28 protein-coding genes are annotated in these 23150 nt (G+C 39.9%); all 28 read left to right on the top strand.

Going from position 1 to position 23150, the window contains the following annotated elements; translation table 11 throughout:
- Positions 1 to 11 precede the first annotated feature (11 nt).
- The 28 genes from trmFO (at position 12) to flhB (ending at position 23145) form a co-directional block, all read left to right on the top strand.
- A complete protein-coding gene (gene trmFO / locus AC3ISE_RS09630) occupies positions 12 to 1319 on the top strand; it encodes an FADH(2)-oxidizing methylenetetrahydrofolate--tRNA-(uracil(54)-C(5))-methyltransferase TrmFO (RefSeq protein WP_489224014.1) in 1308 nt (435 codons plus the stop codon).
- Positions 1320 to 1381: 62 nt separating this feature from the next.
- Positions 1382 to 2290 carry a tyrosine recombinase XerC gene (xerC, locus tag AC3ISE_RS09635; protein ID WP_489224015.1) on the top strand — a complete coding sequence of 303 codons (909 nt, stop codon included), beginning with the start codon at positions 1382 to 1384 and terminating at the stop codon, positions 2288 to 2290.
- A 25-nt stretch (positions 2291 to 2315) separates the two neighbouring features.
- Complete coding sequence (hslV, locus tag AC3ISE_RS09640; protein WP_133311073.1) at positions 2316 to 2858, top strand: ATP-dependent protease subunit HslV; 543 nt, start codon at positions 2316 to 2318, stop codon at positions 2856 to 2858.
- 19 nt (positions 2859 to 2877) lie between these two features.
- On the top strand, positions 2878 to 4281 hold the full coding sequence (gene hslU / locus AC3ISE_RS09645; protein WP_489224016.1) for an ATP-dependent protease ATPase subunit HslU: 1404 nt from the start codon (positions 2878 to 2880) through the stop codon (positions 4279 to 4281).
- Positions 4282 to 4308: 27 nt separating this feature from the next.
- Complete coding sequence (gene codY / locus AC3ISE_RS09650; protein WP_133311071.1) at positions 4309 to 5088, top strand: GTP-sensing pleiotropic transcriptional regulator CodY; 780 nt, start codon at positions 4309 to 4311, stop codon at positions 5086 to 5088.
- A gap of 285 nt (positions 5089 to 5373) precedes the next feature.
- Positions 5374 to 5763, top strand: coding sequence for a flagellar basal body rod protein FlgB (gene flgB, locus AC3ISE_RS09655; protein WP_489224017.1), 390 nt, complete (start codon positions 5374 to 5376; stop codon positions 5761 to 5763).
- 2 nt (positions 5764 to 5765) lie between these two features.
- Positions 5766 to 6218: a flagellar basal body rod protein FlgC gene (gene flgC / locus AC3ISE_RS09660; RefSeq protein ID WP_489224018.1), complete on the top strand. Its 453-nt coding sequence runs from the start codon at positions 5766 to 5768 to the stop codon at positions 6216 to 6218.
- 12 nt (positions 6219 to 6230) lie between these two features.
- Positions 6231 to 6536 carry a flagellar hook-basal body complex protein FliE gene (fliE, locus tag AC3ISE_RS09665; protein ID WP_489224019.1) on the top strand — a complete coding sequence of 102 codons (306 nt, stop codon included), beginning with the start codon at positions 6231 to 6233 and terminating at the stop codon, positions 6534 to 6536.
- An 81-nt stretch (positions 6537 to 6617) separates the two neighbouring features.
- Positions 6618 to 8210, top strand: a complete 1593-nt coding sequence (fliF, locus tag AC3ISE_RS09670; RefSeq protein ID WP_489224020.1) for a flagellar basal-body MS-ring/collar protein FliF — start codon at positions 6618 to 6620, stop codon at positions 8208 to 8210.
- A gap of 13 nt (positions 8211 to 8223) precedes the next feature.
- Positions 8224 to 9243: a flagellar motor switch protein FliG gene (gene fliG, locus AC3ISE_RS09675; protein ID WP_133311201.1), complete on the top strand. Its 1020-nt coding sequence runs from the start codon at positions 8224 to 8226 to the stop codon at positions 9241 to 9243.
- Positions 9236 to 9994, top strand: coding sequence for a flagellar assembly protein FliH (gene fliH / locus AC3ISE_RS09680; RefSeq protein ID WP_489224021.1), 759 nt, complete (start codon positions 9236 to 9238; stop codon positions 9992 to 9994). Before fliG ends, fliH begins: the two co-directional genes overlap by 8 nt.
- 7 nt (positions 9995 to 10001) lie before the next feature.
- Complete coding sequence (gene fliI, locus AC3ISE_RS09685; protein ID WP_489224022.1) at positions 10002 to 11324, top strand: flagellar protein export ATPase FliI; 1323 nt, start codon at positions 10002 to 10004, stop codon at positions 11322 to 11324.
- Positions 11321 to 11764 (top strand): flagellar export protein FliJ, encoded by a 444-nt coding sequence (gene fliJ, locus AC3ISE_RS09690; RefSeq protein WP_489224023.1) that lies wholly within the window; start codon positions 11321 to 11323, stop codon positions 11762 to 11764. Before fliI ends, fliJ begins: the two co-directional genes overlap by 4 nt.
- The gene (locus AC3ISE_RS09695) at positions 11765 to 12361 is read left to right on the top strand and encodes a MotE family protein (RefSeq protein WP_489224024.1); all 597 of its coding nucleotides are present in this window, start codon (positions 11765 to 11767) and stop codon (positions 12359 to 12361) included.
- 33 nt (positions 12362 to 12394) lie between these two features.
- Positions 12395 to 14575, top strand: a complete 2181-nt coding sequence (locus AC3ISE_RS09700; protein WP_489224025.1) for a flagellar hook-length control protein FliK — start codon at positions 12395 to 12397, stop codon at positions 14573 to 14575.
- A gap of 13 nt (positions 14576 to 14588) precedes the next feature.
- Positions 14589 to 15026: a flagellar hook assembly protein FlgD gene (gene flgD, locus AC3ISE_RS09705; protein ID WP_489224026.1), complete on the top strand. Its 438-nt coding sequence runs from the start codon at positions 14589 to 14591 to the stop codon at positions 15024 to 15026.
- A gap of 8 nt (positions 15027 to 15034) precedes the next feature.
- Entirely contained in the window at positions 15035 to 15400 is a 366-nt protein-coding gene (locus AC3ISE_RS09710; RefSeq protein ID WP_489224027.1) for a TIGR02530 family flagellar biosynthesis protein, read from the top strand.
- Between the two features lie 83 nt (positions 15401 to 15483).
- The gene (flgG, locus tag AC3ISE_RS09715; RefSeq protein ID WP_489224028.1) at positions 15484 to 16437 is read left to right on the top strand and encodes a flagellar basal body rod protein FlgG; all 954 of its coding nucleotides are present in this window, start codon (positions 15484 to 15486) and stop codon (positions 16435 to 16437) included.
- 45 nt (positions 16438 to 16482) lie between these two features.
- Positions 16483 to 16704 carry a flagellar FlbD family protein gene (locus tag AC3ISE_RS09720; protein ID WP_489224029.1) on the top strand — a complete coding sequence of 74 codons (222 nt, stop codon included), beginning with the start codon at positions 16483 to 16485 and terminating at the stop codon, positions 16702 to 16704.
- Entirely contained in the window at positions 16697 to 17128 is a 432-nt protein-coding gene (gene fliL / locus AC3ISE_RS09725; RefSeq protein ID WP_489224030.1) for a flagellar basal body-associated protein FliL, read from the top strand. Before AC3ISE_RS09720 ends, fliL begins: the two co-directional genes overlap by 8 nt.
- A 36-nt stretch (positions 17129 to 17164) precedes the next feature.
- Positions 17165 to 18163 carry a flagellar motor switch protein FliM gene (gene fliM / locus AC3ISE_RS09730; RefSeq protein WP_489224031.1) on the top strand — a complete coding sequence of 333 codons (999 nt, stop codon included), beginning with the start codon at positions 17165 to 17167 and terminating at the stop codon, positions 18161 to 18163.
- Positions 18147 to 19274, top strand: a complete 1128-nt coding sequence (fliY, locus tag AC3ISE_RS09735; RefSeq protein ID WP_489224032.1) for a flagellar motor switch phosphatase FliY — start codon at positions 18147 to 18149, stop codon at positions 19272 to 19274. Before fliM ends, fliY begins: the two co-directional genes overlap by 17 nt.
- Positions 19275 to 19295: 21 nt before the next feature.
- On the top strand, positions 19296 to 19658 hold the full coding sequence (cheY, locus tag AC3ISE_RS09740) for a chemotaxis protein CheY (protein ID WP_489224033.1): 363 nt from the start codon (positions 19296 to 19298) through the stop codon (positions 19656 to 19658).
- A gap of 21 nt (positions 19659 to 19679) precedes the next feature.
- Positions 19680 to 20336 (top strand): flagellar biosynthetic protein FliO, encoded by a 657-nt coding sequence (gene fliO / locus AC3ISE_RS09745; RefSeq protein ID WP_489224303.1) that lies wholly within the window; start codon positions 19680 to 19682, stop codon positions 20334 to 20336.
- On the top strand, positions 20333 to 20998 hold the full coding sequence (gene fliP, locus AC3ISE_RS09750) for a flagellar type III secretion system pore protein FliP (RefSeq protein ID WP_133311055.1): 666 nt from the start codon (positions 20333 to 20335) through the stop codon (positions 20996 to 20998). Before fliO ends, fliP begins: the two co-directional genes overlap by 4 nt.
- Before the next feature lie 16 nt (positions 20999 to 21014).
- The gene (fliQ, locus tag AC3ISE_RS09755) at positions 21015 to 21284 is read left to right on the top strand and encodes a flagellar biosynthesis protein FliQ (RefSeq protein WP_070877263.1); all 270 of its coding nucleotides are present in this window, start codon (positions 21015 to 21017) and stop codon (positions 21282 to 21284) included.
- 3 nt (positions 21285 to 21287) lie between these two features.
- Positions 21288 to 22061, top strand: coding sequence for a flagellar biosynthetic protein FliR (gene fliR / locus AC3ISE_RS09760; protein WP_489224034.1), 774 nt, complete (start codon positions 21288 to 21290; stop codon positions 22059 to 22061).
- A 1-nt stretch (position 22062) separates the two neighbouring features.
- Entirely contained in the window at positions 22063 to 23145 is a 1083-nt protein-coding gene (gene flhB / locus AC3ISE_RS09765; protein WP_489224035.1) for a flagellar biosynthesis protein FlhB, read from the top strand.
- Positions 23146 to 23150 lie beyond the last annotated feature (5 nt).

Raw genomic sequence — 23150 nt, forward strand, 5'->3', positions numbered from 1 at the left:
AGGTTAAATAGATGAACAATAAAACAGTAAATGTCATTGGAGCCGGTCTTGCCGGCAGTGAAGCTGCATGGCAGCTTGCAAATCGCGGAGTCCGCGTAAACATGTATGAAATGAGACCGGTTAAACAGACTCCGGCACACCATACAGACAAATTTGCAGAATTAGTCTGCAGCAACTCGCTTCGTGCAAATGGATTAACGAATGCAGTGGGCGTTTTGAAAGAAGAAATGAGAATGTTCGATTCAGTGATTATTAAATCTGCTGATGACTGTGCAGTACCAGCGGGCGGCGCACTCGCAGTTGACCGTCATGAATTTGCAGCACTTGTTACAGATCGTGTGAAAGGGCATCCTAATGTAACTGTCATCACAGACGAAGTAACTGAAATTCCGGCTGGTCCAACAATTATTGCAACAGGACCGCTTACTTCTAAAGCATTATCTGAACAATTAAAGGCACTTACGGGTGAAGAATATCTTTACTTCTATGACGCTGCTGCTCCTATTCTTGAAAAAGACAGCATCGATATGGACAAGGTGTACTTGAAGTCCCGTTATGATAAAGGCGAAGCAGCATACTTAAACTGCCCGATGACAGAAGAAGAGTTTGATCGTTTCTATGATGCGCTTGTTGAAGCCGAAACGGTTCCTCTTAAAGAATTCGAAAAGGAAATTTTCTTTGAAGGCTGCATGCCGATTGAAGTCATGGCAAAACGCGGGAAAAAGACAATGCTTTTCGGCCCGCTAAAACCAGTTGGACTCGAAGATCCGAAGACTGGAAAAAGACCTCATGCGGTCGTTCAGCTCAGACAGGATGATGCCGCCGGCACCCTTTATAACATTGTCGGTTTTCAGACACATTTAAAATGGGGGCCTCAAAAAGAAGTATTGAAGCTGATCCCGGGTTTAGAGAATGCAGAGATTGTCAGATACGGTGTGATGCACCGGAATACATTCATTAATTCTCCTAAAATGCTGAAGCCGACTTATCAGTATAAAGAGAGAGAAGATCTGTTTTTTGCAGGTCAAATGACAGGTGTTGAAGGCTATGTAGAATCTGCTGCTTCTGGCTTACTAGCGGGCATCAATGCTGCAAATTATGTTCTTGGAGAAGAAATGCTTGTTCTTCCTCATGAGACAGCAATGGGAAGCATGGCAAGATATATTACAACAGCAAATCCTGACAATTTCCAGCCGATGAATGCGAATTTTGGCATTTTTGCAGAGCTTCCGGAGCGTATTAAAAACAAAAAAGAACGCTACGAAAGATACGCAAACAGAGCGATTGAAACAATTCAAAAAATTTCGAAAAAATCATAGAAATCATTTGCAAGGGCTGCTGAATGTGTGATAACATTTAGTAGCCCTTGTGAGGTGTTAAGATGGAAAATGTTAAGAATTCTTTAAATTTGTTCGTAGAATATTTACAAATTGAGAAAAACTATTCACAATATACAATTGTGAATTATGTTGCTGATATAGAAGATTTTTTTATATTTATGAAGGAACAATCATTGATTGATCTTCAGCTCATTACATATTCTGATACAAGATTATACTTAACTCAGCTGCATCAAAAAAATTTTGCCAGAAAAACAATTTCAAGAAAAATTTCTTCATTAAGAAGCTTTTACAGGTTTCTTAACCGGGAAAAGATCGCTTCAGAAAATCCTTTTGCAAGTGTCTCTCTTCCAAAGAAAGAACACAGGCTCCCGCAGTTCTTGTATGAAAAAGAGCTCGAGCAGCTTTTTACCCTGTCAGATTCTGCAACTGCAGCCGGCCAGAGAAATCAGGCGCTCCTTGAAGTCTTATATGGAACCGGTATAAGAGTAAGCGAATTGTGTCAAATCAAGCTGACCGATCTTGATTTGCAGATTGGAACGGTCCTTGTAAACGGCAAAGGCGGAAAACAGCGCTATGTTCCCTTTGGAAGCTTTGCACAGGACACTTTGGAGCTATATTTATCTTCAGGCAGAAAGCAGCTTCTTCTTAAAGATAAACAAGCCGGTGATCATGATCATTTATTTGTTAATCAGCGTGGCGGTCCTTTGACAGTAAGGGGAGTCCGGCACATTCTGAATGAAATGATTAAGAAGACTTCTTCTACAATGAATATCAGCCCTCATATGTTCCGGCATACGTTTGCAACACACCTTCTGAATGAAGGGGCTGATATGAGGAGTGTGCAGGAGCTTTTAGGTCATTCTCATTTATCTTCTACACAAATTTATACTCATGTAACAAAAGATCATTTGCGGAACATCTATATGTCTCATCATCCGCGTGCATAAAGAAAAAGATTACGGAGGTATTTGTATGTCTCAATTTCATGCGACGACCATATTTGCGATTCAGCACAACGGCAAGTGTGCGATGGCAGGCGACGGTCAAGTAACATTCGGCAATGCAGTTGTTATGAAACATACTGCAAAAAAGGTGAGAAAACTATTTAACGGCAAGGTCATTGCAGGATTTGCCGGTTCAGTAGCAGATGCGTTCACTTTATTTGAAATGTTTGAAGGCAAGCTTGAAGAGTACAACGGTAACCTCCAGCGTGCAGCGGTCGAGCTTGCTAAGGAATGGCGCAGTGATAAGGTGCTCCGCAAGCTTGAGGCTATGCTTATCGTCATGAATGAGGACGATATCCTCCTCATTTCCGGTACCGGTGAAGTGATTGAACCTGATGATGGAATTTTAGCAATTGGATCTGGCGGAAATTATGCCCTTTCAGCAGGAAGAGCTCTTAAAAGATATTCCGGAGAGACGCTGACAGCAAAAGAGATTGCAGAAGCAGCTCTTCAGATGGCCGGTGAAATTTGCGTTTATACAAATCTGAATATAACAGTAGAAGAGTTATAAAGAGAGGAGTAATGATCAAATGAAAGAAATGACGCCAAGACAAATTGTTGAACGATTGGATCAGTATATAGTTGGTCAGAAAGACGCAAAAAAAGCAGTTGCTGTAGCATTAAGAAACCGCTATCGCAGAAGCCTGCTGTCAGAAAACCTCCGTGATGAAGTTGTACCGAAGAACATTTTAATGATCGGACCTACAGGTGTAGGAAAAACAGAAATTGCAAGAAGAATTGCAAAACTTGTAGGAGCTCCTTTCATTAAAGTTGAAGCAACAAAATTTACTGAGGTCGGTTATGTGGGACGCGATGTTGAATCAATGGTTCGAGATCTGGTTGAAACATCTGTCCGTTTAGTCAAAGAAGAAAAAATGGCAGAAGTGAAATCCGCTGCTGAAGAAAATGCCAATCGAAGACTTGCAGAATTATTAGTTCCGGGCAAGAAAAAGCAAACATCTTATAAAAACCCTTTAGAAATGCTTTTCGGCGGTGCTCAAGGCAGCACCTCACAGGATCAAGATGATTATTCAGCGGAAGAGCAGTCTGTTGAAGAAAAAAGACGCAAAATCGCTCATCAGCTTGCTTTAGGCGAACTTGAAGACCATCACGTAACAGTGGAAGTAGAAGAACAGAATGCTTCCATGTTTGATATGCTTCAGGGATCGGGTATGGAACAAATGGGAATGAACATGCAGGATGCTTTAAGCAGCTTTATGCCTAAAAAGAAGAAAAAACGCAAGCTCACAGTTCGCGACGCCCGTAAGGTCCTGACAAGTGAAGAAGCACAAAAGCTGATCGACATGGATGATGTTACACAGGACGCTGTTATGCGCGCAGAGCAAATGGGCATCATTTTCATAGATGAAATTGACAAAATCGCCAAGAAGAATCAAGCTGGTTCTTCAGCCGATGTTTCACGAGAAGGAGTTCAGCGTGATATTCTGCCAATTGTTGAAGGATCAACAGTTGTTACAAAATATGGTTCTGTCAAAACAGACCATGTCCTTTTTATAGCAGCCGGTGCATTCCATATTGCAAAACCTTCTGATTTAATTCCAGAGCTGCAGGGAAGATTTCCAATCCGCGTGGAACTGACAAAGTTAAACGTCGAAGACTTCGTACGGATTTTAACTGAGCCAGACAATGCTCTGCTTAAGCAATATACTGCTTTATTGGAAACAGAAGGTATACAACTTGAATTTTCTGACGATGCTATTCGTAAGATTGCGGAAGTTGCATTCCAGGTCAACCAAGACACAGATAATATCGGGGCAAGAAGACTTCACACGATACTCGAAAGACTTCTTGAAGACCTTTCATTTGAAGCACCCGAAATTACGCTAGATAAAATAGCGATTACACCTCAGTACGTTGAGGATAAGTTAAGCAAAATTGCTAAAAACAAAGACTTGAGTCAATTTATCTTATAATTACATATTTCCAGGAGGAACTTACTAATGGCTTTATTGCAAAAAACTAGAAAAATCAATGCTATGCTTCAAAAGGCAGCAGGTAAACCAGTTAATTTCAAAGAAATGTCTGAAACACTAAGCGACGTTATCGAAGCAAATATTTTCGTCGTCAGCCGCCGCGGCAAACTTTTGGGATTTGCCATTAATCAGCAGATCGAAAACGAGCGCATGATCCAAATGCTTGAAGATCGACAATTCCCAGAAGAATACACGAAGAATTTGTTTAACGTGAATGAAACATCATCAAACCTTGATGTGTTCAGTGAATATACAGCTTTCCCTGTTGAGAACCGCGAACTGTTCAAAAGCGGCCTGACTACAATTGTACCTATCATTGGCGGAGGAGAGCGTCTGGGTACACTTATCTTAGCTCGTCTGCAGGCTCAATTCGAGGATGATGACTTAATCCTTGCAGAATATGGCGCAACAGTAGTTGGTATGGAAATTCTGCGCGAAAAAGCAGAAGAAATTGAAGATGAAGCAAGAAGCAAAGCAGTCGTTCAAATGGCGATCAGCTCATTATCTTACAGTGAGTTAGAAGCAATCGAGCACATTTTTGAAGAACTAAACGGCAATGAAGGCTTACTCGTTGCGAGTAAAATTGCTGACAGAGTAGGAATTACCCGTTCGGTTATCGTTAATGCATTGCGCAAACTTGAGAGTGCGGGTGTAATTGAATCACGTTCTCTTGGTATGAAAGGCACATACATTAAAGTGTTGAATGATAAATTCTTGTTGGAACTTGAAAAATTAAAAACAAATTAACAATTCCTTTACAAAAAAAGCACTTCTTTTGAAGTGCTTTTTTGTTTTGCTTATTGAATTTATGTATATGAGTGTAAAAGTTCCCATGACCATTACATTATCGTGGTAAATAGTGTAAAAATACTAGGTAAAAAGAACCTAAATAAAAATAGATACAAATTCCGACCTTTTTTTACAAAACCTTCATAGACTTTAAGACTATTATTTCTTACAATTACAGTATAGATTTAACATAATTCGACAATATACCATTCGAAAGGTATAAGGATTTTGTGAGGGGACTAAATGAAAATTTTTTCTGAAACAATGCATTCGCTTGAAAATGCTGTGAATCGTTCCGCAGTTAAGCAAAAAGTAATTAGTCAAAATATTGCCAACGTTGACACTCCGAATTATAAATCGAAAGAAATCACCTTCAAACAGTCCTTAGATTCTGAAGTGAGCAGGCTTCAAGCTACTAAGACAGATCAGCGGCATCTTTCTTTCGGATCAGGACAAGAATCCTATTTGATCAAATCCAAAGCGAACACATCCTACCAGGCAAACGGCAATAATGTTGACGTAGATCGCGAAATGTCAGACTTGGCTGAAAATCAAATTTACTACAATGCACTTATCGACCGTTTAAGCAGTAAATTTAATTCGCTCAAAACGGTGATTAGAGGAGGAAGCTGATTATGAATATTTTCAGTCAGTTAAACACAACTGCTTCAGCTCTTACAGCACAAAGACTGCGAATGGATGTTATCTCATCCAATATGGCTAATGCAGATACAACAAGAGCGGTTTTTGAAAATGGGGAGTGGCAGCCTTACCGCCGCAAAACGGTCGTAACAGAGCCCAATGGAAATACGTTTTTATCTCACTTACATAGAGCACAAGGGAAAGAGTCTAGTGACTTGTCAGGGGTAAAAGTTTCTGGAATCAGAGAGGACCTGACTCCATTTAAACTTGTATTTGACCCGGAACATCCGGATGCGAATGATCAAGGATATGTAGAGCTTCCGAATGTGGATCCTTTAAAAGAAATGGTTGATTTAATTAGCAGCACAAGGTCATACGAAGCAAATGTAACAGTTTTTAACGCTTCTAAAGACATGCTGATGAAGACATTAGAATTAGGAAAGTAGGATTGAGGATCTATGATTAATGCCATTTCACCCTTTCAGGCCCAGAGTATCCAGGACAGTCAATCTCAGGTCGTTCAAAGTCCCAAACAAAATCAGCAGACCTCATTTTCCGATTTCTTAAAACAATCGATTAATGAAGTAAATTCCATGCAGATACAATCAGATCAAATGACCGGTGCTTTAGCAGAAGGGAAAAATGTTCAATTGCAGGATGTCATGATTGCTGCTGAAAAGGCGAGTGTAACCATGCTTACAACAATTGAAATCAGGAATAAAGCAGTAGAAGCATATCAGGAAATGATGAGAATGCAAATGTAACCTAAATATGTATAAAACTAGCGATGGATGCCGACTTCTCAATGCAGCATTCATGTCGTCATTATCGGGGGATTTCCAGGAATGAATCAGAAGTTAACAGAACTTAGAAACAAACTAAAACAGGTATGGACGGAACGCACGAAAGCTCAAAAGGGATTCATCATTGGCGGAGCGGCTGCTTTGCTTCTTTTTACTGCAATAGGTGCTTATCTGTCATCAAACCCCAATCTTGTGCCGCTTTATAAGGATCTGTCACCCCAAGAGACGGGTCAAATAAAAGAAACGCTGGATTCTCAAGGGGTTACATCAAAAATCGCTGACAATGGTGCAACAATTATGGTGCCTTCTGAAATGGTTGACACTCTAAAAGTTGAGCTTGCTGCTGAGGGCATCCCGAACAGCGGTGTGATCGATTATTCTTTCTTTGGTCAAAATATTGGCTTTGGAATGACCGATAATGAATTTGATGTTTTGAAGCTGAAAGCCACCCAAACAGAGCTTTCAAACTTAATGAAAGGCATTGAGGGGGTACATGACGCTAAAGTCATGATCAATCTTCCAAAAGAATCTGTTTTTGTTAATGAAGACAATGGTACATCAACCGCTTCGATTGTTTTAAGCATGAAGCCCGGAATCCAGCTTGATCAGACAAAAGTAAATGCCCTTTACCATCTCGTATCAAAAAGTGTTCCTGGGCTATCTACAGATAATATCGTCATTATGGGTCAAAATTTTGAGTACTTTGATTTAAAAAGTAATAAAAATATTCCTATTGTAGAAAATATTTCCACTCAGCATGATTTGAAAACGAAAATTGAGAGGGATATTCAGCGTCAAGTTCAAAAAATGCTCGGAACAATGATGGGGCAGGATAAAGTAGTTGTATCTGTTACAGCTGATTTAGACTTTACCCAAGAAAACAGAGAAGAAAACATCGTTGAGCCTGTAGACAAGGAAAATATGGAAGGTCTTGCGTTGAGTGTAGAAAGAATTACGGAAACGTACACAGGCGAAGGCGCACCTGAAGGCGGCGTAACGGGAGCTGGAGAAGATGATGTACCCGGATACGAAGCTGTTCAAGGCGGGGGAACAGGCGACTACGAAAAAATCGAAGAACGAATAAATAATGAAGTAAACCGAGTGAAAAAAGAGATTATTGAGAGTCCATATAAAGTTCGTGATTTAGGAATTCAAGTCATGGTGGAACCTCCTGATGCACAGGATCCAAATTCACTATCTGCTGAAAGTGTAAATGACATCGAACAGCTCCTTGGGACAATCATCCGCACATCAATCAATAAAGATGAAACAGAAGAGCCGCTTACAGATGAACAGGTTGGAGAGAAAATCTCCGTGTCTGTACAACCGTTTGCAGGGAAAATGGACACGCTGGATGAAACAAAAACGTCTCTTCCATTTTGGCTTTATGCAGCAGGAGGAATTCTCTTGCTGATCATTATCATCCTGCTCTTCCTGCTTTTTAGAAAGAACCGCAAACCAGATGAGGAATATGAAGAGGAAGACATTTTTGTTCAAGAGAAAATCATATTGCCGGATGTAAACGCCGAACATGAAAGCGAAACATCTGTAAGGAAAAAGCAACTAGAGAAAATGGCCAGAGAAAAACCAGAAGATTTTGCAAAGCTGCTCAGATCTTGGCTGACGGAAGAATAGGAGGTTTTAAGTGATGGTAAGAAGAGCAAACAATGGAAGACTTACTGGGAAGCAAAAAGCCGCCATCCTTCTGATTTCCCTTGGTCCGGATACAGCTGCTTCCGTTTATAAGCATCTATCAGAAGAGGAGATTGAAAAACTGACTCTTGAAATTTCAGGAGTCAGAAAAGTAGATTCTCAAAATAAAGAAGAGATCATTGAAGAGTTTCATCAAATTGCCATGGCTCAGGAATTTATCTCGCAAGGAGGCATCTCTTACGCGAAACAAATTCTGGAAAAAGCTTTGGGAGCAGAACGGGCATCAAGCATTATTCACAGGCTGACTTCTTCCCTGCAGGTAAAACCTTTTGATTTTGCAAGAAAAGCTGATCCTGCACAGATATTTAATTTTATTCAAGGGGAGCATCCCCAAACGATTGCCCTTATTTTATCTTATTTGGACCCTGTCCAATCAGGGCAGATTTTATCAGGCTTACCGCACGAACAGCAGGCTGACATCGCAAGGCGCATCGCTAAAATGGACCGCACATCGCCAGAAATTATTAATGAAGTTGAACAGATCCTTGAGCGGAAATTATCATCCACTGTTACGCAGGATTATACACAAACAGGCGGCGTAGAAGCTGTAGTTGAAGTGCTTAACGGTGTAGACCGCAGCACAGAAAAAACCATTCTTGATTCTCTTGAAATTCAGGATCCGGAACTTGCAGAGGAAATAAAGAAGAGAATGTTTGTGTTTGAAGATATTGTGACACTTGACAGCAGAGCGATTCAGCGCGTGATCCGCGATGTGGAGAACGAGGATTTAATGCTTTCTCTGAAAGTTGCCAGCGAGGAAGTAAAAGAAGTTGTCTATAAAAATATGTCGAAGAGAATGGTTGAGACATTTAAAGAAGAAATGGAATTTATGGGTCCAGTCAGACTTCGGGATGTTGAAGAAGCTCAGTCACGCATTGTTGCTGTTATCCGCAGACTTGAGGATGCAGGCGAAATCGTCATTGCCCGAGGCGGAGGAGATGATATCATTGTCTAAATTGATTAAATCGGCCCACGCCATCCAGCAGGAAGACGCCAAAAAATCAATTTTAATACAGACAAAGGACTTCCTTCCTTCTTCAAATGAAAGAGAAAATAGTGAACTGTCAATGAAAGCAAACGTTTATTTACAGCAGGCAAGCAAGGACGCTGAGGCGCTTATTCAAAGCGCTAAAGCTGAAGCGGACAGCATCCGTATGATAATGGCGGCTGAGCAGCAGGAATGGGAATCTGCGCGTGAGAGGCAAAGAGAACAAGCCAGACAAGAAGGATTCCTGGCTGGTCTGGATGCCGGAAAAGAAGAAGGCTTCAGGCAGTACAGCTCCCATCTGGAAGAAGCACTTAAAATTGTTGAGCAATCGAAGGAAGACTATATCAGCAAAATTGCCGGCTCTGAAGAAACGATTGTCAATCTTGCTGTTAAATTAGCCGAAAAACTGATTTTTATAGAATTGGATGAACATCCGGATTGGTTTTTGGAGCTAGTTAAAAAAGCTTTGCACGAAGTCCGGGAGTATCCTGAAATTAAAATTTTTGTCCATCCTGTTCATTATGGTCATGTACTGAAACAGAAGAATGAATTAGAGAATATGCTGATGTCTAAATCAGAATTATATATCTTTCCTGATGAAGCATTGCCTGAAGGAAGCTGTCAGATTGAATCTCCTTTCGGAAAGATTGATGCTGGAATCGATGCACAGCTTCAGCAGCTGAAGCAGCAAATGCTCGAATTGATTGGAGAGGAATGAGAACTTTTTGAAAGCAGAGGATTTAATTTCGAAAATAGAAACTCTGGATTCTTATAAGAGATATGGAAAAGTTAACAAAGTCATTGGACTGATGATTGAATCTCGGGGTCCGGAAAGTTCAATCGGAGATTTATGCTATATCCATGCAGGTTCAAAAAAAGAATCAAGAATTCCTGCTGAAGTGGTTGGATTCAAAGGAGAAAATGTCCTATTGATGCCTTTTGAACATCTATCACAAATTTCACCGGGGAGTATTGTTGAAGCAACAAAGGACTCTCTGAAAATAAAAGCAGGTTCCGGTTTGATCGGGCAAGTTGTAGATGCCTATGGCCATCCTCTTAATCAAACTCCATTGCCGAAGGGATTAACACCAATATCTGCTGAACAAAGTCCCCCAAACCCAATGAAAAGACCTCCAATACATGAACCGATGGAAGTAGGCGTTCGCGTGATTGACAGCCTGCTGACTGTAGGGAAAGGTCAGCGTGTAGGCATATTTGCAGGAAGCGGTGTGGGTAAAAGTACACTCATGGGAATGATTGCAAGAAATACTAAAGCGGACTTGAATGTGATTGCTCTAATAGGAGAGCGGGGGCGCGAAGTCAGGGAATTTATTGAAAAGGATCTGGGAGAAGAAGGGCTGAAACGGTCAATTGTGGTAGTTGCAACCTCAGATCAGCCAGCTTTAATGAGAATGAAAGCTTCCTATACTGCAACAGCCATCGCTGAATATTTCCGTGATAAAGGCATGAATGTCATGTTCATGATGGATTCGGTGACGAGGGTTGCCATGGCCCAGAGAGAAATAGGGCTCGCAGTTGGTGAGCCTCCGACAACCAAAGGCTATACACCAAGTGTTTTTGCCGTTTTGCCAAAGCTTTTAGAGCGGACTGGGACAAATGAAAAAGGAACCATCACTGCTTTTTATACCGTGCTTGTTGATGGTGATGATATGAATGAGCCGATTGCGGATACGGTGCGGGGAATTCTCGACGGGCACATCGTGCTTGACCGCGCTTTAGCTAACAAAGGCCAGTTTCCTGCAGTCAATGTATTAAAAAGCATAAGCAGAGTCATGAATCAAATAGTTTCGGATACTCAGAAAAAGAACGCGGCAAAACTGAGAGGATACCTTGCCACATATATGAATTCTGAAGACTTGATAAACATTGGCGCATACAAGCGGGGTTCGAACAGAGAAATTGATGATGCCATCCGGTTTTATCCAAAGATTCTTTCATTTTTAAAACAGAATGTGCACGATAAAATCACGTTTGCAGAGAGTGCGGCATCATTAGAACGATTGATTGAAAAAGGTGAGAATGGGTGAAATATACATACCGGTTTCAAAAAGTGCTCGAATTAAAAGAAAATGAAAAAGAAAAGTCTCTCGAAGACTATAACCGCTCTGTTACTGAGTTTGAAAAAGCGGCGGAAAAGCTATATGACTGCCTGAAGAAAAAAGAAGTGCTTGAAGAGAAAACAGCAAGAGAGCTGAACACAGGCATGCCTGTACAGGAAATCCGCCACTTTCAGCAGTTTGTTACAAACTTAGAAAAAACGATCACTCATTATCAGAGGCTTGTTGTCATTACCCGGGACAACATGCAAGAAAAACAGCTTGAGCTTACTGAAAAAAATATCGAAGTAAAGAAATATGAAAAAATGAAAGAAAAGCATTATGAAGTACATCTCGAACATGTGAAAGCCTCAGAATCAAAGTTCATGGATGATCTCTCGATTCAAGCCTTTGCACTTCGGGGGAATTAGGTGAAAAATACTGTGAAAAACAATGAGAATGATTCAAGCAAGCTTCAATGGACGTTATTTGTAATTGTTATTCCCGTCCTTTTTACTGTCACTTTCATTACGGTCATTCTAACAGTCGCAGGCATTGATGTGGCCGGGAAAATGAAAGAAGCAATCTCGCATATACCAGGAACTGCAGAGGTTACGAGTGTTCAAGAGAAAAATAACAGCGTAAATGCAGATCCCGCCCATACAACAGAGCTTGAGGAAGAAAATAACCTTCAGAAATCCACCATTGAAAAACAGCAGCAGGAAATCTCAGCTTTGGAAAATGACGCAGACCTTAAAGTAAGAGAAATACAGCAGCTCAGCCAAGAAGTAAAGTCTCTCAAAGAACAGCTTCAGGCATCTGACACCAAAGAAAACGAAGGCAAAGACATTGCGAAACTCTATGATAAGATGTCCAGCAAAAAAGCGGCTGAAATCATTCCTTTTCTATCAGATGAAGAGGCATTAAGGATTTTAACGTCTATTAATGACGATCAGGTCATTGCAGTGATGGAAAAAATGTCAGCTGAAGATGCTGCGAGATATACAAAGATGCTTGCTGATTCCTAACCTGTGAGAAAGGTTTTGAGAGGGGGTGAAAAAATGAAAATTCCATTTGCTGTATTTGGTGCTGCGCCACTTGTGCAAAACAGTTCTGAAAAAAGCAGAAATCCAGCTTCTTTTCAAATGTTCTTAGATCAAGTTCCGTTCTTAACCGGAAGAGAAAATTCTTTTACAGCCGAAGCCGAAGTGGAAGCACTGCCAGAAGCGGAAAAAATAGGATTTGAATTTCAGTACCTGGAAGACCGTATTATGAACGCCTTGAAGGAAATACCGATAGAAGATGGTTTTTTTAAAGAAACTCCTATTACCAATGAGAAAGTCAATGAATTATTGGTGTTAGGAAATGAGGTTGAAATGAAAGCTGTACAAGCAATTCTCAGTAAAGCTGTATCAATGGAAGGAATTCTTTCTCAGCTCTCTGATCAACCTGAAACAGTGAAAATAATATCTGTGATGGCCGGAGTCATTCAGCTGCCTGACACTGAGCAAAAAAAACAGATTGAAGCTGAAGTTAGTCATTATATTACTCAAAAATACCCTGAACATGTTGAAGACAAACCCCTCTTAGAAAAAGCTATTCCAAATTTTTTGAATCATCCAGCTGGAATGACGAAAATCTATCAGACAGGGGATTCTAGAAAGTTGCTTGAGTATGGACTAGCTGAAGATAAAGAGACTCAATTAATCAATGATTCTGTATCTTTAATAAACGGTGTAATAACTAAATCTTTAAGTAAGAGAGAACACTTCAATGAACAAAGCAAGATTTCTGAATCAGATTCTGACTCAACATCAGTTGTTGATTTTTTATATGATGTTCAAAAGCTGATAAATAAGTTGAATATAGAGAATGAATTTCAAGCTAATAACACTGGTAATTTCCCATTGGTAAGCAAGATCGATACCAGTTCTCCAAGTTTTTATGATAACAAGTCTGCGTTAAAAGAGGTTAGCTCTCAAACAATGATTGCTGCAGTTCAGGATGCAATGAGCGAGTGGATGATGGATGCAAGTCCTGAATCTAAAGCAGGATTATCAAAAGGAATGAATTCTTTGGATGCCGAAAAATTTGTCTCATTCATTAGTGGGAATTTATCTTTGAATGAATTGTCAGAGCCGCTAAAGGCATATTTGTCGGAATTGACTTCCAAAGAGGGTGTGCAAACTTCACAAATGCTGGAATTAATAAAATCCCTTGATAAACAGACTCACATTAAAGGGATGAATAAAATAGAACTGAACAGAGAACAAGTGATTCAACAATTAATTCAATCAGCATTATCACTTTCCATTCCATCATTGAAGGAAATACAAGTTTCAATCAAAAATGCTGAAAATATTCATCATCTTCAAGTGAAGCTTTCAAAACAGTTATTGATGGTAATGCCAGATGGTACAGGAAGCAAAATTGATAAGACACCGGTAAGCAATGAAATGACTGGAGCTTTCTCACAAATTGACAACGAGATTTCAGAAACTCTAATGAATGAGATAAAACTGAAAGCAGCAAGCCAGATTGCGAATGGCCATAATAGCTTGTTGCTTAGCGATATAAAAACAGATAGTCAGACTAATAAGCAAAATCAATCCACCAGCCAAGATACCTTTCCAGCAACACGTTTTGAAGAACATGATCAAATGATTCCTGTTGAAAACGAACTTCACATTTCAAAGGAACCAGTTATAACTGTTAATGATTATAAAAATAGTCGCTTAAGCAATCAGCCGTCAATGGAAAATATCCTTCAAACAGATTTATTGAAAATGAATAATGATATCCCATCTTTAAAAGAAAAACCGTTCCATTCTAGTTATCAACTTATTTTAAGTCAGTTGACAGATGTCTTTAAAAGATCGAAAACTAGATTTTTATCAAACGGTTTTTCACAAATGACAATTAGGCTGGCTCCTGAACATCTAGGAATGCTCACAGTTAAGCTTCAACAGCAGCATGGTGAAATGACAGCTAAAATTATCACTTCCACAAAGTCTGCGAAAGAGCTTGTTGAACAAAGCATTCATCAATTGAAGCAGGCATTGCCTTCATTAAATATTCAAGTAGACAGGTTTGAAGTTTACGGAGAGCAAGTGGAGACATCATTTAATCGCAGGCAGGAAGAAAATAATCATAATCGCTATGAACAAGACAGAAAAAAAGAGGAAACTGAAAACGAAGATGAAAAAGATTCCTTTAAGGCTCACTTAAATATGCTGACGTAAATGGAGGTTTCCTATGACACAAAACACAATTGACACAGGGCTGCTTTTATCATCGACGACCGCTGAAAAATCTGGCGGTAAATCAAATCTGGGCAAGGATGATTTTTTGAAGATTCTGATTGCCCAGCTGCAAAATCAGGATCCTTTAAACCCGATGGAGGATAAAGAATTTATTTCTCAAATGGCAAGCTTCTCATCTCTTGAGCAAATGACAAACATGAATACACAGCTGAGCAGCTTTATACAGCTTCAAGTAAATGATGGAATCTTAAAATATTCAGAAATGATTGGCAAACAAGTCGAATGGAGCACTGAAGACGGGGCAGCGGAAAAAGGCACAGTTAAATCCATCAAACAATCTGGGGCTGATATTATCCTTGAAATGCAAAGCGGGAAAGAGATACCGAGTGCATTAATAACAAAAGTTACAGCTCAGAATGAAGCAAGCTAAACATTTCAATGATAATCAGTCATTTAAATAAGCATCCCCTGTCTTTAATACCAAAAACAACTGAAGTAAAAACAGGTCACAAGCCAACCTTTCAGGAACTGCTTAAAGATGAGCATTCATCTATTAAAATAAGCAAACATGCCAAACAAAGAATGTCTGATCGGGGGATTGTGGTAGAAGAACATCAATGGAGCAAAATGAAAGAAAAAATGTCTGAAGCAAGATCTAAAGGTGTAAACGATTCGCTGGTTTTATTAGAACAGGCAGCAATCATCGTTAACATTAAAAACAACATCGTGATTACAGCCATGAACCGAAAAGAAGCAAATGATCAAATTTTTACAAATATTAACGGAACCATCATCTTAAAGTAAACGGGCTGGACCTTTAATGGAGGCCATTGCTGCGGAACGAGCGAAGCAGCAAATAAAATAGATCCAATAGGGAGAGAAAAAATATGTTGCGTTCAATGTACTCAGGTGTCAGCGGTATGAAAAATTTCCAGACAAAGCTTGATGTGATCGGAAATAACATCGCAAACGTTAATACATACGGTTTTAAGAAAGGCCGTGTCACATATAAAGATCTAATCAATCAGCAGATTGCCGGCGCAAGTGCAGCTACCGGAAATACAAGCGGGATGAATGCCAAGCAGGTAGGACTTGGATCAGCACTAAGCTCAATTGATACGATTCACACAGCAGGTTCAAATCAGACAACAGGCAGAACGCTTGACCTTGCTTTAGCTGGTGATGGGTTTTTTGTGGTTGGGACGATTAAAGCTCCCGCATTAGTTAACGAAGATACGCAAACTGCAAAAGGCGACAATAAAATAAATGGACCAATTGATACTGCAATGGATCTTAGCTACACACGTTCAGGGAATTTCTATTTAGACGATAAGGGTTATTTAGTAACTTCAGATGGCTATTACTTAGTGGGAGAAACAGGTAATAAAAATCCCGCAAATTCAACATGGAATAATCAGCTCAGTAACGCTGCAGGTCTTATCCAAATCCCTCTTGATGCAAAAAGCTTTAATATCGGTCCAGATGGAAAAGTTAGCTTTGTAGACGCTGGAGGAAATTTAAACACAGCCGGTCAAATTAGAGTTGCCAATTTTGCAAACGAAGGCGGTCTTGAAAAAGTTGGAGGGAATTTATACAAAGAATCCAGTAATTCAGGAACTCTAAATAATAACGGCACTGCAGGTATACAAATTGACGAATTTTCAATCCCTGGCCAAGACGGCTCAGCCACAATCATGGCCGGAATGCTTGAAATGTCAAACGTAGACCTTGCAGATGAATTCACAGAAATGATTGTGGCTCAGCGCGGCTTCCAGTCCAATACAAAAATTATTACGACTTCTGATGAAATTCTACAGGAATTAATGAATTTAAAACGATAAGTTAGGGGGCAGGGGGCTCATAACTATATATGACCCCCGCAGCATTTGATTTTATTAACTCGTTTAAACGGAAAGTCTTTTACATTAAATGCGATTTACATAGAGCAAGTCGAGTCTTTTCCGGACACAACCATCACGCTGACCAACGGCAAAAAGTTTGTTGTAAAAGAATCAGAATCCGCCGTTTCGTTATTAACCCGCAATTTTTATAAAGAAATTCATCTATTACATGCATCAGGTGCTCCGGAGGTGGGTGATCATGAATAAAAAATTATTAACCATTATGCTTGTCATCATTACATCCATTACATTAATAGGGGTAACAGCATTAGTTATCGTAACAAATTTTATGGATACAGCTGAAGCAAAAGCAAAAGAGCCGTCGATCGATGAAGTTATTGAGTATTCCTTTGACCTTCCGGAAATCACGACAAATCTTGCTAGTGACAACATTGTCCGTTTGTCTTTCAAATTAGAAACGGACAGCAAGAAAGCGAAAGAAGAGCTGGAAAAAAGAGAATTTCAAGTCCGAGACATTATCATTTCAGAGCTTTCAAATATTTCTGCTGAAGAATTGGATGGAAAAGACGGGATGAAAGCATTTAAAGAGACTGTGAAAAAGCGTGCAAACGAATTGATGCAAAAAGGCAAAATTCAGAAGGTCTACACAACCTCCTATATCATTCAATAGTTTGGCATAAATCCCATGCACAGGAGGTGTGAATGCATGTCAAGTGAAATTCTGTCGCAAAATGAAATAGATGCATTGCTATCCGCGATTTCATCAGGTGAAATGGATGCTGATGAATTAAAAAAAGAAGAGACAGAGCGGAAAGTGAAAGTTTACGATTTTAAAAGAGCACTCCGGTTTTCAAAAGATCAAATTAGAAGTTTAACAAGGATACATGAGAATTTTGCAAGGCTGTTAACAACCTATTTTTCAGCTCAGCTGAGAACATATGTGCAAATCAGCGTTGGATCTGTAGATCAGCTGCCTTATGAAGAGTTTATTCGCTCTATTCCAAAGATGACAGTGCTTAATGTATTTGAAGTACGCCCTTTAAATGGGCGGATTTTAATGGAAGTCAATCCGAATATTGCATATGCCATGATGGACAGGCTGATGGGCGGACTGGGTACTGGTTTAAGCAAATCAGATCAATTAACGGAAATTGAAAGCAGAATTATGTCAAATCTGTTTGAAAAATCACTTGATAATTACAAAGAGGCATGGAGTTCCATCTTTGCTATCGACCCGGTCATGAATAATTTAGAAGTCAATCCGCAGTTTTTGCAGATGGTTTCCCCGAATGAAACGGTGGTTGTCATATCGCTGAATACACAGATCGGCGAAATCAGCGGCATGATAAATCTCTGTATTCCTCATGTCATTTTAGAGCCGATCATTCCACGATTGAGTGTTCATTTTTGGATGCAGTCTGAAAGAAAAGAACCGAAGCCAAACGAAGTTGAAGCTCTGGAGAGAAAAATTCAATCAGCAGAACTTCAGATTATTGCAGAACTCGGAATGTCAGAGATCACGATTCAAGAATTTTTAGACATTCAAGCTGGAGATGTGATACAGCTGGAAAAAGCCATTGATCAGCCTTTGGTTATTAAAATAGGGGATAAACCTAAATTTTATGGTCAGCCAGGTAAACTGAAAAGAAAAGCTGCAGTGCAAGTAATCGGCCATTATCAGAGGGGGCATGAAGAAGGTGAGTAATGGGATGTTATCTCAAGATGAGATTGATGCTCTTTTAAAGGGTACAGATTCAAACGAAGAAGATTATACGATAGATACACACGATTATTTGGATGACATGGAAAAAGATGCAATTGGAGAAATAGGCAATATTTCATTTGGCAGTTCTGCAACGGCGCTTTCTACTTTGCTTCAACAAAAAGTGGAAATTACGACTCCGACTGTTTCGGTTGTCCAAAGACAAAGAATATCCGATGAGTTTCCTCATCCTTATGTAGCGATCGAAGTGAATTATACAGAAGGATTTATAGGCAGTAATTTACTAGTGATTAAACAAAGTGATGCAGCGATTATTGCAGACTTAATGATAGGCGGTAATGGAGAAATTACCGATTCATCACTGGATGACATCATGATCAGTGCAGTTCAGGAAGCAATGAATCAAATGATGGGGTCAGCTGCCACGTCAATGTCTACGATTTTTAACAAAAAAGTAGATATCTCTCCTCCATCAATCGAGCTCTTAGATATAAAAGAAGGAGAAGGAACAGAAGCATTTCCAAAAGAAGACCTGTTCTTGAAAGTTGCCTTTAGGCTGAAAGTGGGAATTTTAATAGATTCAGAGATTATGCAGCTTCTGCCGCTGCAATTTGGAAAAGATCTTGTTGAAGAGCTGATGAACCCGAAGCAGCAAGCAGCGACTATTGAAGCTATTGAAGAAGAAGTTCGGATTAAACCTGCGCCTGCTCATTCAGAGAAACAGCGCAGTTATCCTGCACAGCCTGTCCAGCAAAGAGCAGAGAGGCAGCCCGTCGATGTAAAACCGGCAGAATTTTCATCTTTCGAATCTGTCCCAATGTATCAAAATGAAATGAAAAATCTTGATATGCTGCTGGATATCCCGCTTCAGGTCACTGTTGAACTTGGCCGCACGAAGCGTTCAGTGAAAGAAATCCTTGAATTATCATCCGGCTCCATCATTGAGCTGGATAAACTGGCAGGTGAACCAGTTGATATTCTGATCAACAACAAAATCGTCGCTCAAGGGGAAGTCGTCGTTATTGAAGAAAATTTCGGAGTTCGGGTGACAGATATTTTAAGTCAGACTGAGCGTTTAAATAAACTAAAGTAATCAATCATGGGAGTGACTGGAATGGCACATAAAATAATGATCGTGGACGATGCAGCATTTATGAGAATGATGATCAAAGATATCTTAATAAAAAATGGATTTGATGTCGTAGCTGAAGCTGCTGACGGTGCACAAGCTGTAGAGAAATATAAAGAGCACTTTCCGGATTTAATAACAATGGATATCACAATGCCGGAGATGGATGGCATTACTGCCCTTAAAGAAATTAAAAAAATCAACGCTCACGCTAAAGTCATCATGTGTTCTGCAATGGGACAGCAGGCTATGGTCATTGATGCGATTCAAGCCGGTGCAAAAGATTTTATCGTGAAGCCCTTTCAGGCAGACAGAGTGCTAGAAGCTATTAATAAAACATTAAGCTAAAAGGAGTCTTTCCACTTGCAAGTGAAAATAAAATGGATACCAATAGCTGTGATTCTTCTTCTTTTCCTGCTGCCGCATAGTGAGTCAGCTGTTCATGCGGAGCAGGGGACTGAATCTGTGGCAGACTGGGTCGGTTCAGATGAAAAAACGGCTGACAGCAAGAGTGAAAAAAACAGCGGGAAATCGGATGTTGGATACCAAGCTTCTGAAACATCAGTGACAGCATGGGATTTCATTAAGATGATCCTGGCAACTGCATTTATCATATTTTTAATTTACATACTGCTGAGATTTGTGAGTAAAAGAAACAAATTCACTTCTTCATCAAACTACATTGAAAACCTTGGCGGGACAAATGTTGGACAGAATCGTTCCATCCAATTAGTAAAAGTAGGAAAAAAAATCCTTGTAGTAGGTGTTTCAGATTCTGTTCAGCTGCTGAAAGAGATTGACGATGAAGATGAATGCCGGGAGATTACTGAGGAACATCAGCAGAGGTTTGCTGCCGCAATCGACACGAAGGACTGGCTTAAAAACGTATCAGCTCCATTGTTTAGTAAAAAAAATAATGGGATGGCGGACGGGCATTCATTTTCCTTTAAAGAACAGCTGGAGCAATTAAAAAAAGAAAGACAAAGCAGCTTAGAGGAAATAGCTGGAAAGGATCACACAAAATGAATGAATTTGTGGAAATATTCAGCAATAGTGATGCAGAAAATGTCAGCACGTCTGTCAAATTGCTGCTGCTGCTGACAGTCCTTTCTCTCGCACCAAGCATCTTAATCTTAATGACATGTTTTACAAGAATTATTATTGTCCTGTCATTTGTAAGAACGTCGCTTGCAACACAGCAGATGCCGCCGAACCAGGTGCTGATCGGCATTGCCCTGTTTCTGACATTTTTCATAATGGCCCCGACTTTTTCAGAAATAAATGAGCAGGCACTGACGCCTTTATTTAATGAAGAAATTGACCTCGAGGAAGCTTATGAGAAAGCTGCTCTCCCTTTGAAGGAATTTATGAGCAAGCATACAAGGCAAAAGGATTTAGCTCTGTTTCTTGAATACGCAAAGATGGACAAGCCCCAATCGGTTGAAGATATTCCTCTTACAGCACTTGTTCCTGCGTTTGCCATCAGTGAAATAAAAACGGCTTTTCAAATAGGATTTATGATCTTTATCCCATTCTTAGTCATCGACATGGTCGTAGCAAGTATTTTAATGTCAATGGGAATGATGATGCTGCCGCCGGTGATGATCTCACTTCCATTTAAAATTCTGCTGTTTGTGCTTGTAGATGGATGGTATTTGGTCGTGAAATCACTTCTTCAAAGTTTCTGAGTAGGAGATTAAACATATGAGTTCAGAATTTGTCATTTCGATTGCTGAAAAAGCGATTTATACAACTTTGATCATCTGCGGTCCTCTTTTGGCGATCGCCCTGGTCATTGGATTAGTTGTCAGTGTTTTTCAGGCGACAACCCAAATTCAGGAGCAGACGCTGGCGTTCGTTCCTAAGATTGTGGGAGTGCTGATTGGGCTTGTCTTTTTCGGCCCTTGGATGCTGTCAATCATCATATCGTATGCACAGGATATTTTCGGCAATCTTAATAGATTTGTAGGTTAAAGCATGAATGTAATTGAAAGTTTTCCGGCATTTTTGCTTATATTTGCGAGATTGAGTGCCTTTTTTGTCACACTGCCGCTCTTTTCATATCGCACGATTCCAACTGTGCATAAAATCGGTTTTTCTTTTTTTCTATCTCTTATTGTATTCACTGCAATAAATCCAGAACCGATGGAACTGAACGGAGCATTTATACTCCTTGCAGTAAAAGAAGTCATGATCGGTCTTTTCATCGGTTTTTCTGCCTATCTTATGATGGCTGCTGTCCAAATAGCAGGAAGCTTGATTGATTTTCAAATGGGTTTTGCCATTGCCAATATTATCGATCCGCAAACAGGGGCGCAAAGTCCGCTTATTGGTCAGTTCCTGAATATTTTGGCCTTGCTTTTCATGCTGAGTGTAAACGCCCATCATCTTTTGCTGGACGGTGTTTTTTACAGTTTTCAATACATTCCGCTTGAGGGTGCTGCTTTTCCTTTTGGAGATGGGAATATCGCCAAAATGATCACAAAATCATTTAGTGCGATGTTTTTGATCGCTTTTCAAATGTCCTTTCCTGTTGTGGCATCGCTGTTCCTGGTGGATCTGGCTCTTGGCATTGTAGCGCGCACAGTGCCTCAGCTGAACATTTTTGTTGTAGGACTGCCGCTGAAAATAGGCGTCAGCTTTATTATGCTCATATTGGTAATGGGAGCAATGTTTATGCTCATCCAGGACGTGTTCGAAACGATGATTTATACGATGCGGAGTTTAATGGAATTAATCGGAGGAGCATGAAATGGAATTTCTTAAACTTGATCTGCAGTTCTTTTCAGGTGAAAAAACAGAAAAAGCTACACCGCGCAAACGTGATGATGTCAGAAAAAAAGGGCAGGTTGCAAAAAGTGCGGATGTGAATACGGCAATAAGCCTGCTGTCCATTTTTTTATCCCTGCTGTTTATCGGGCCTTTCATGTTTGGGCGGATACTTACAATGATGAATGCGTCATTGCAGGAGACAATTTTAATGAATCTGACAGAAAAAAATGTTCATGAGCTGATGGTGGAAATGGTGATTGAATCAGCCTATATAAGTGCTCCTGTTATGGGGGTTGCATTAGTTGCAGGAGTCGCAGGAAACTACATGCAGGTCGGTTTTTTATTTTCAACAGAAGCCATTCAGATGAAACTTGAGAAAATCAACCCGATTCAAGGCTTCAAACGCATTTACTCTCTGCGCGCGATTGTTGAACTGCTTAAATCAATATTGAAAATATCATTTGTCGGGGCTGTAACCTTTTCTGTCATCTGGTTTCAGATGGCGGAAATTCTGTCACTTTCAAAAATAACAATAGAAAAATCATTCATCTTCATAGCAAAACTAACCTTTCAAATGGGTTTGTTCGCTTCCATCGCTCTGTTGTTTCTCTCACTGCTTGACTATTTTTATCAAAAATTCGATTTTGAAAAGAACATCCGCATGTCTAAGCAGGATCTTAAAGATGAGTACAAAAAGTCAGAGGGAGATCCTTTAATAAAATCCCGCATAAAACAAAAGCAAAGAGAAATGGCTGCAAGGCGCATGATGCAGGAAGTGCCGAATGCAGATGTAGTCATTACAAATCCGACTCACTTTGCTATCGCCTTAAAATATGACGAAGACAAAATGGATGCACCGTTCGTTGTAGCTAAAGGAGTCGATTTTGTTGCTCAAAAAATCAAAGAGACGGCAAAAGCAAATGAAGTGACAATGGTTGAAAATCGGCCTTTAGCTAGAGCGCTTTACGATCAAGTTGAAATCGGAAAAGCGGTGCCTGAAGAATTTTTTAAAGCCATAGCAGAAATATTGGCTTATGTTTATCAGCTGAAAAATAAGATTTAAAGTTT

The sequence above is a fragment of the Metabacillus sp. KH_069 genome (genome assembly GCF_057838075.1).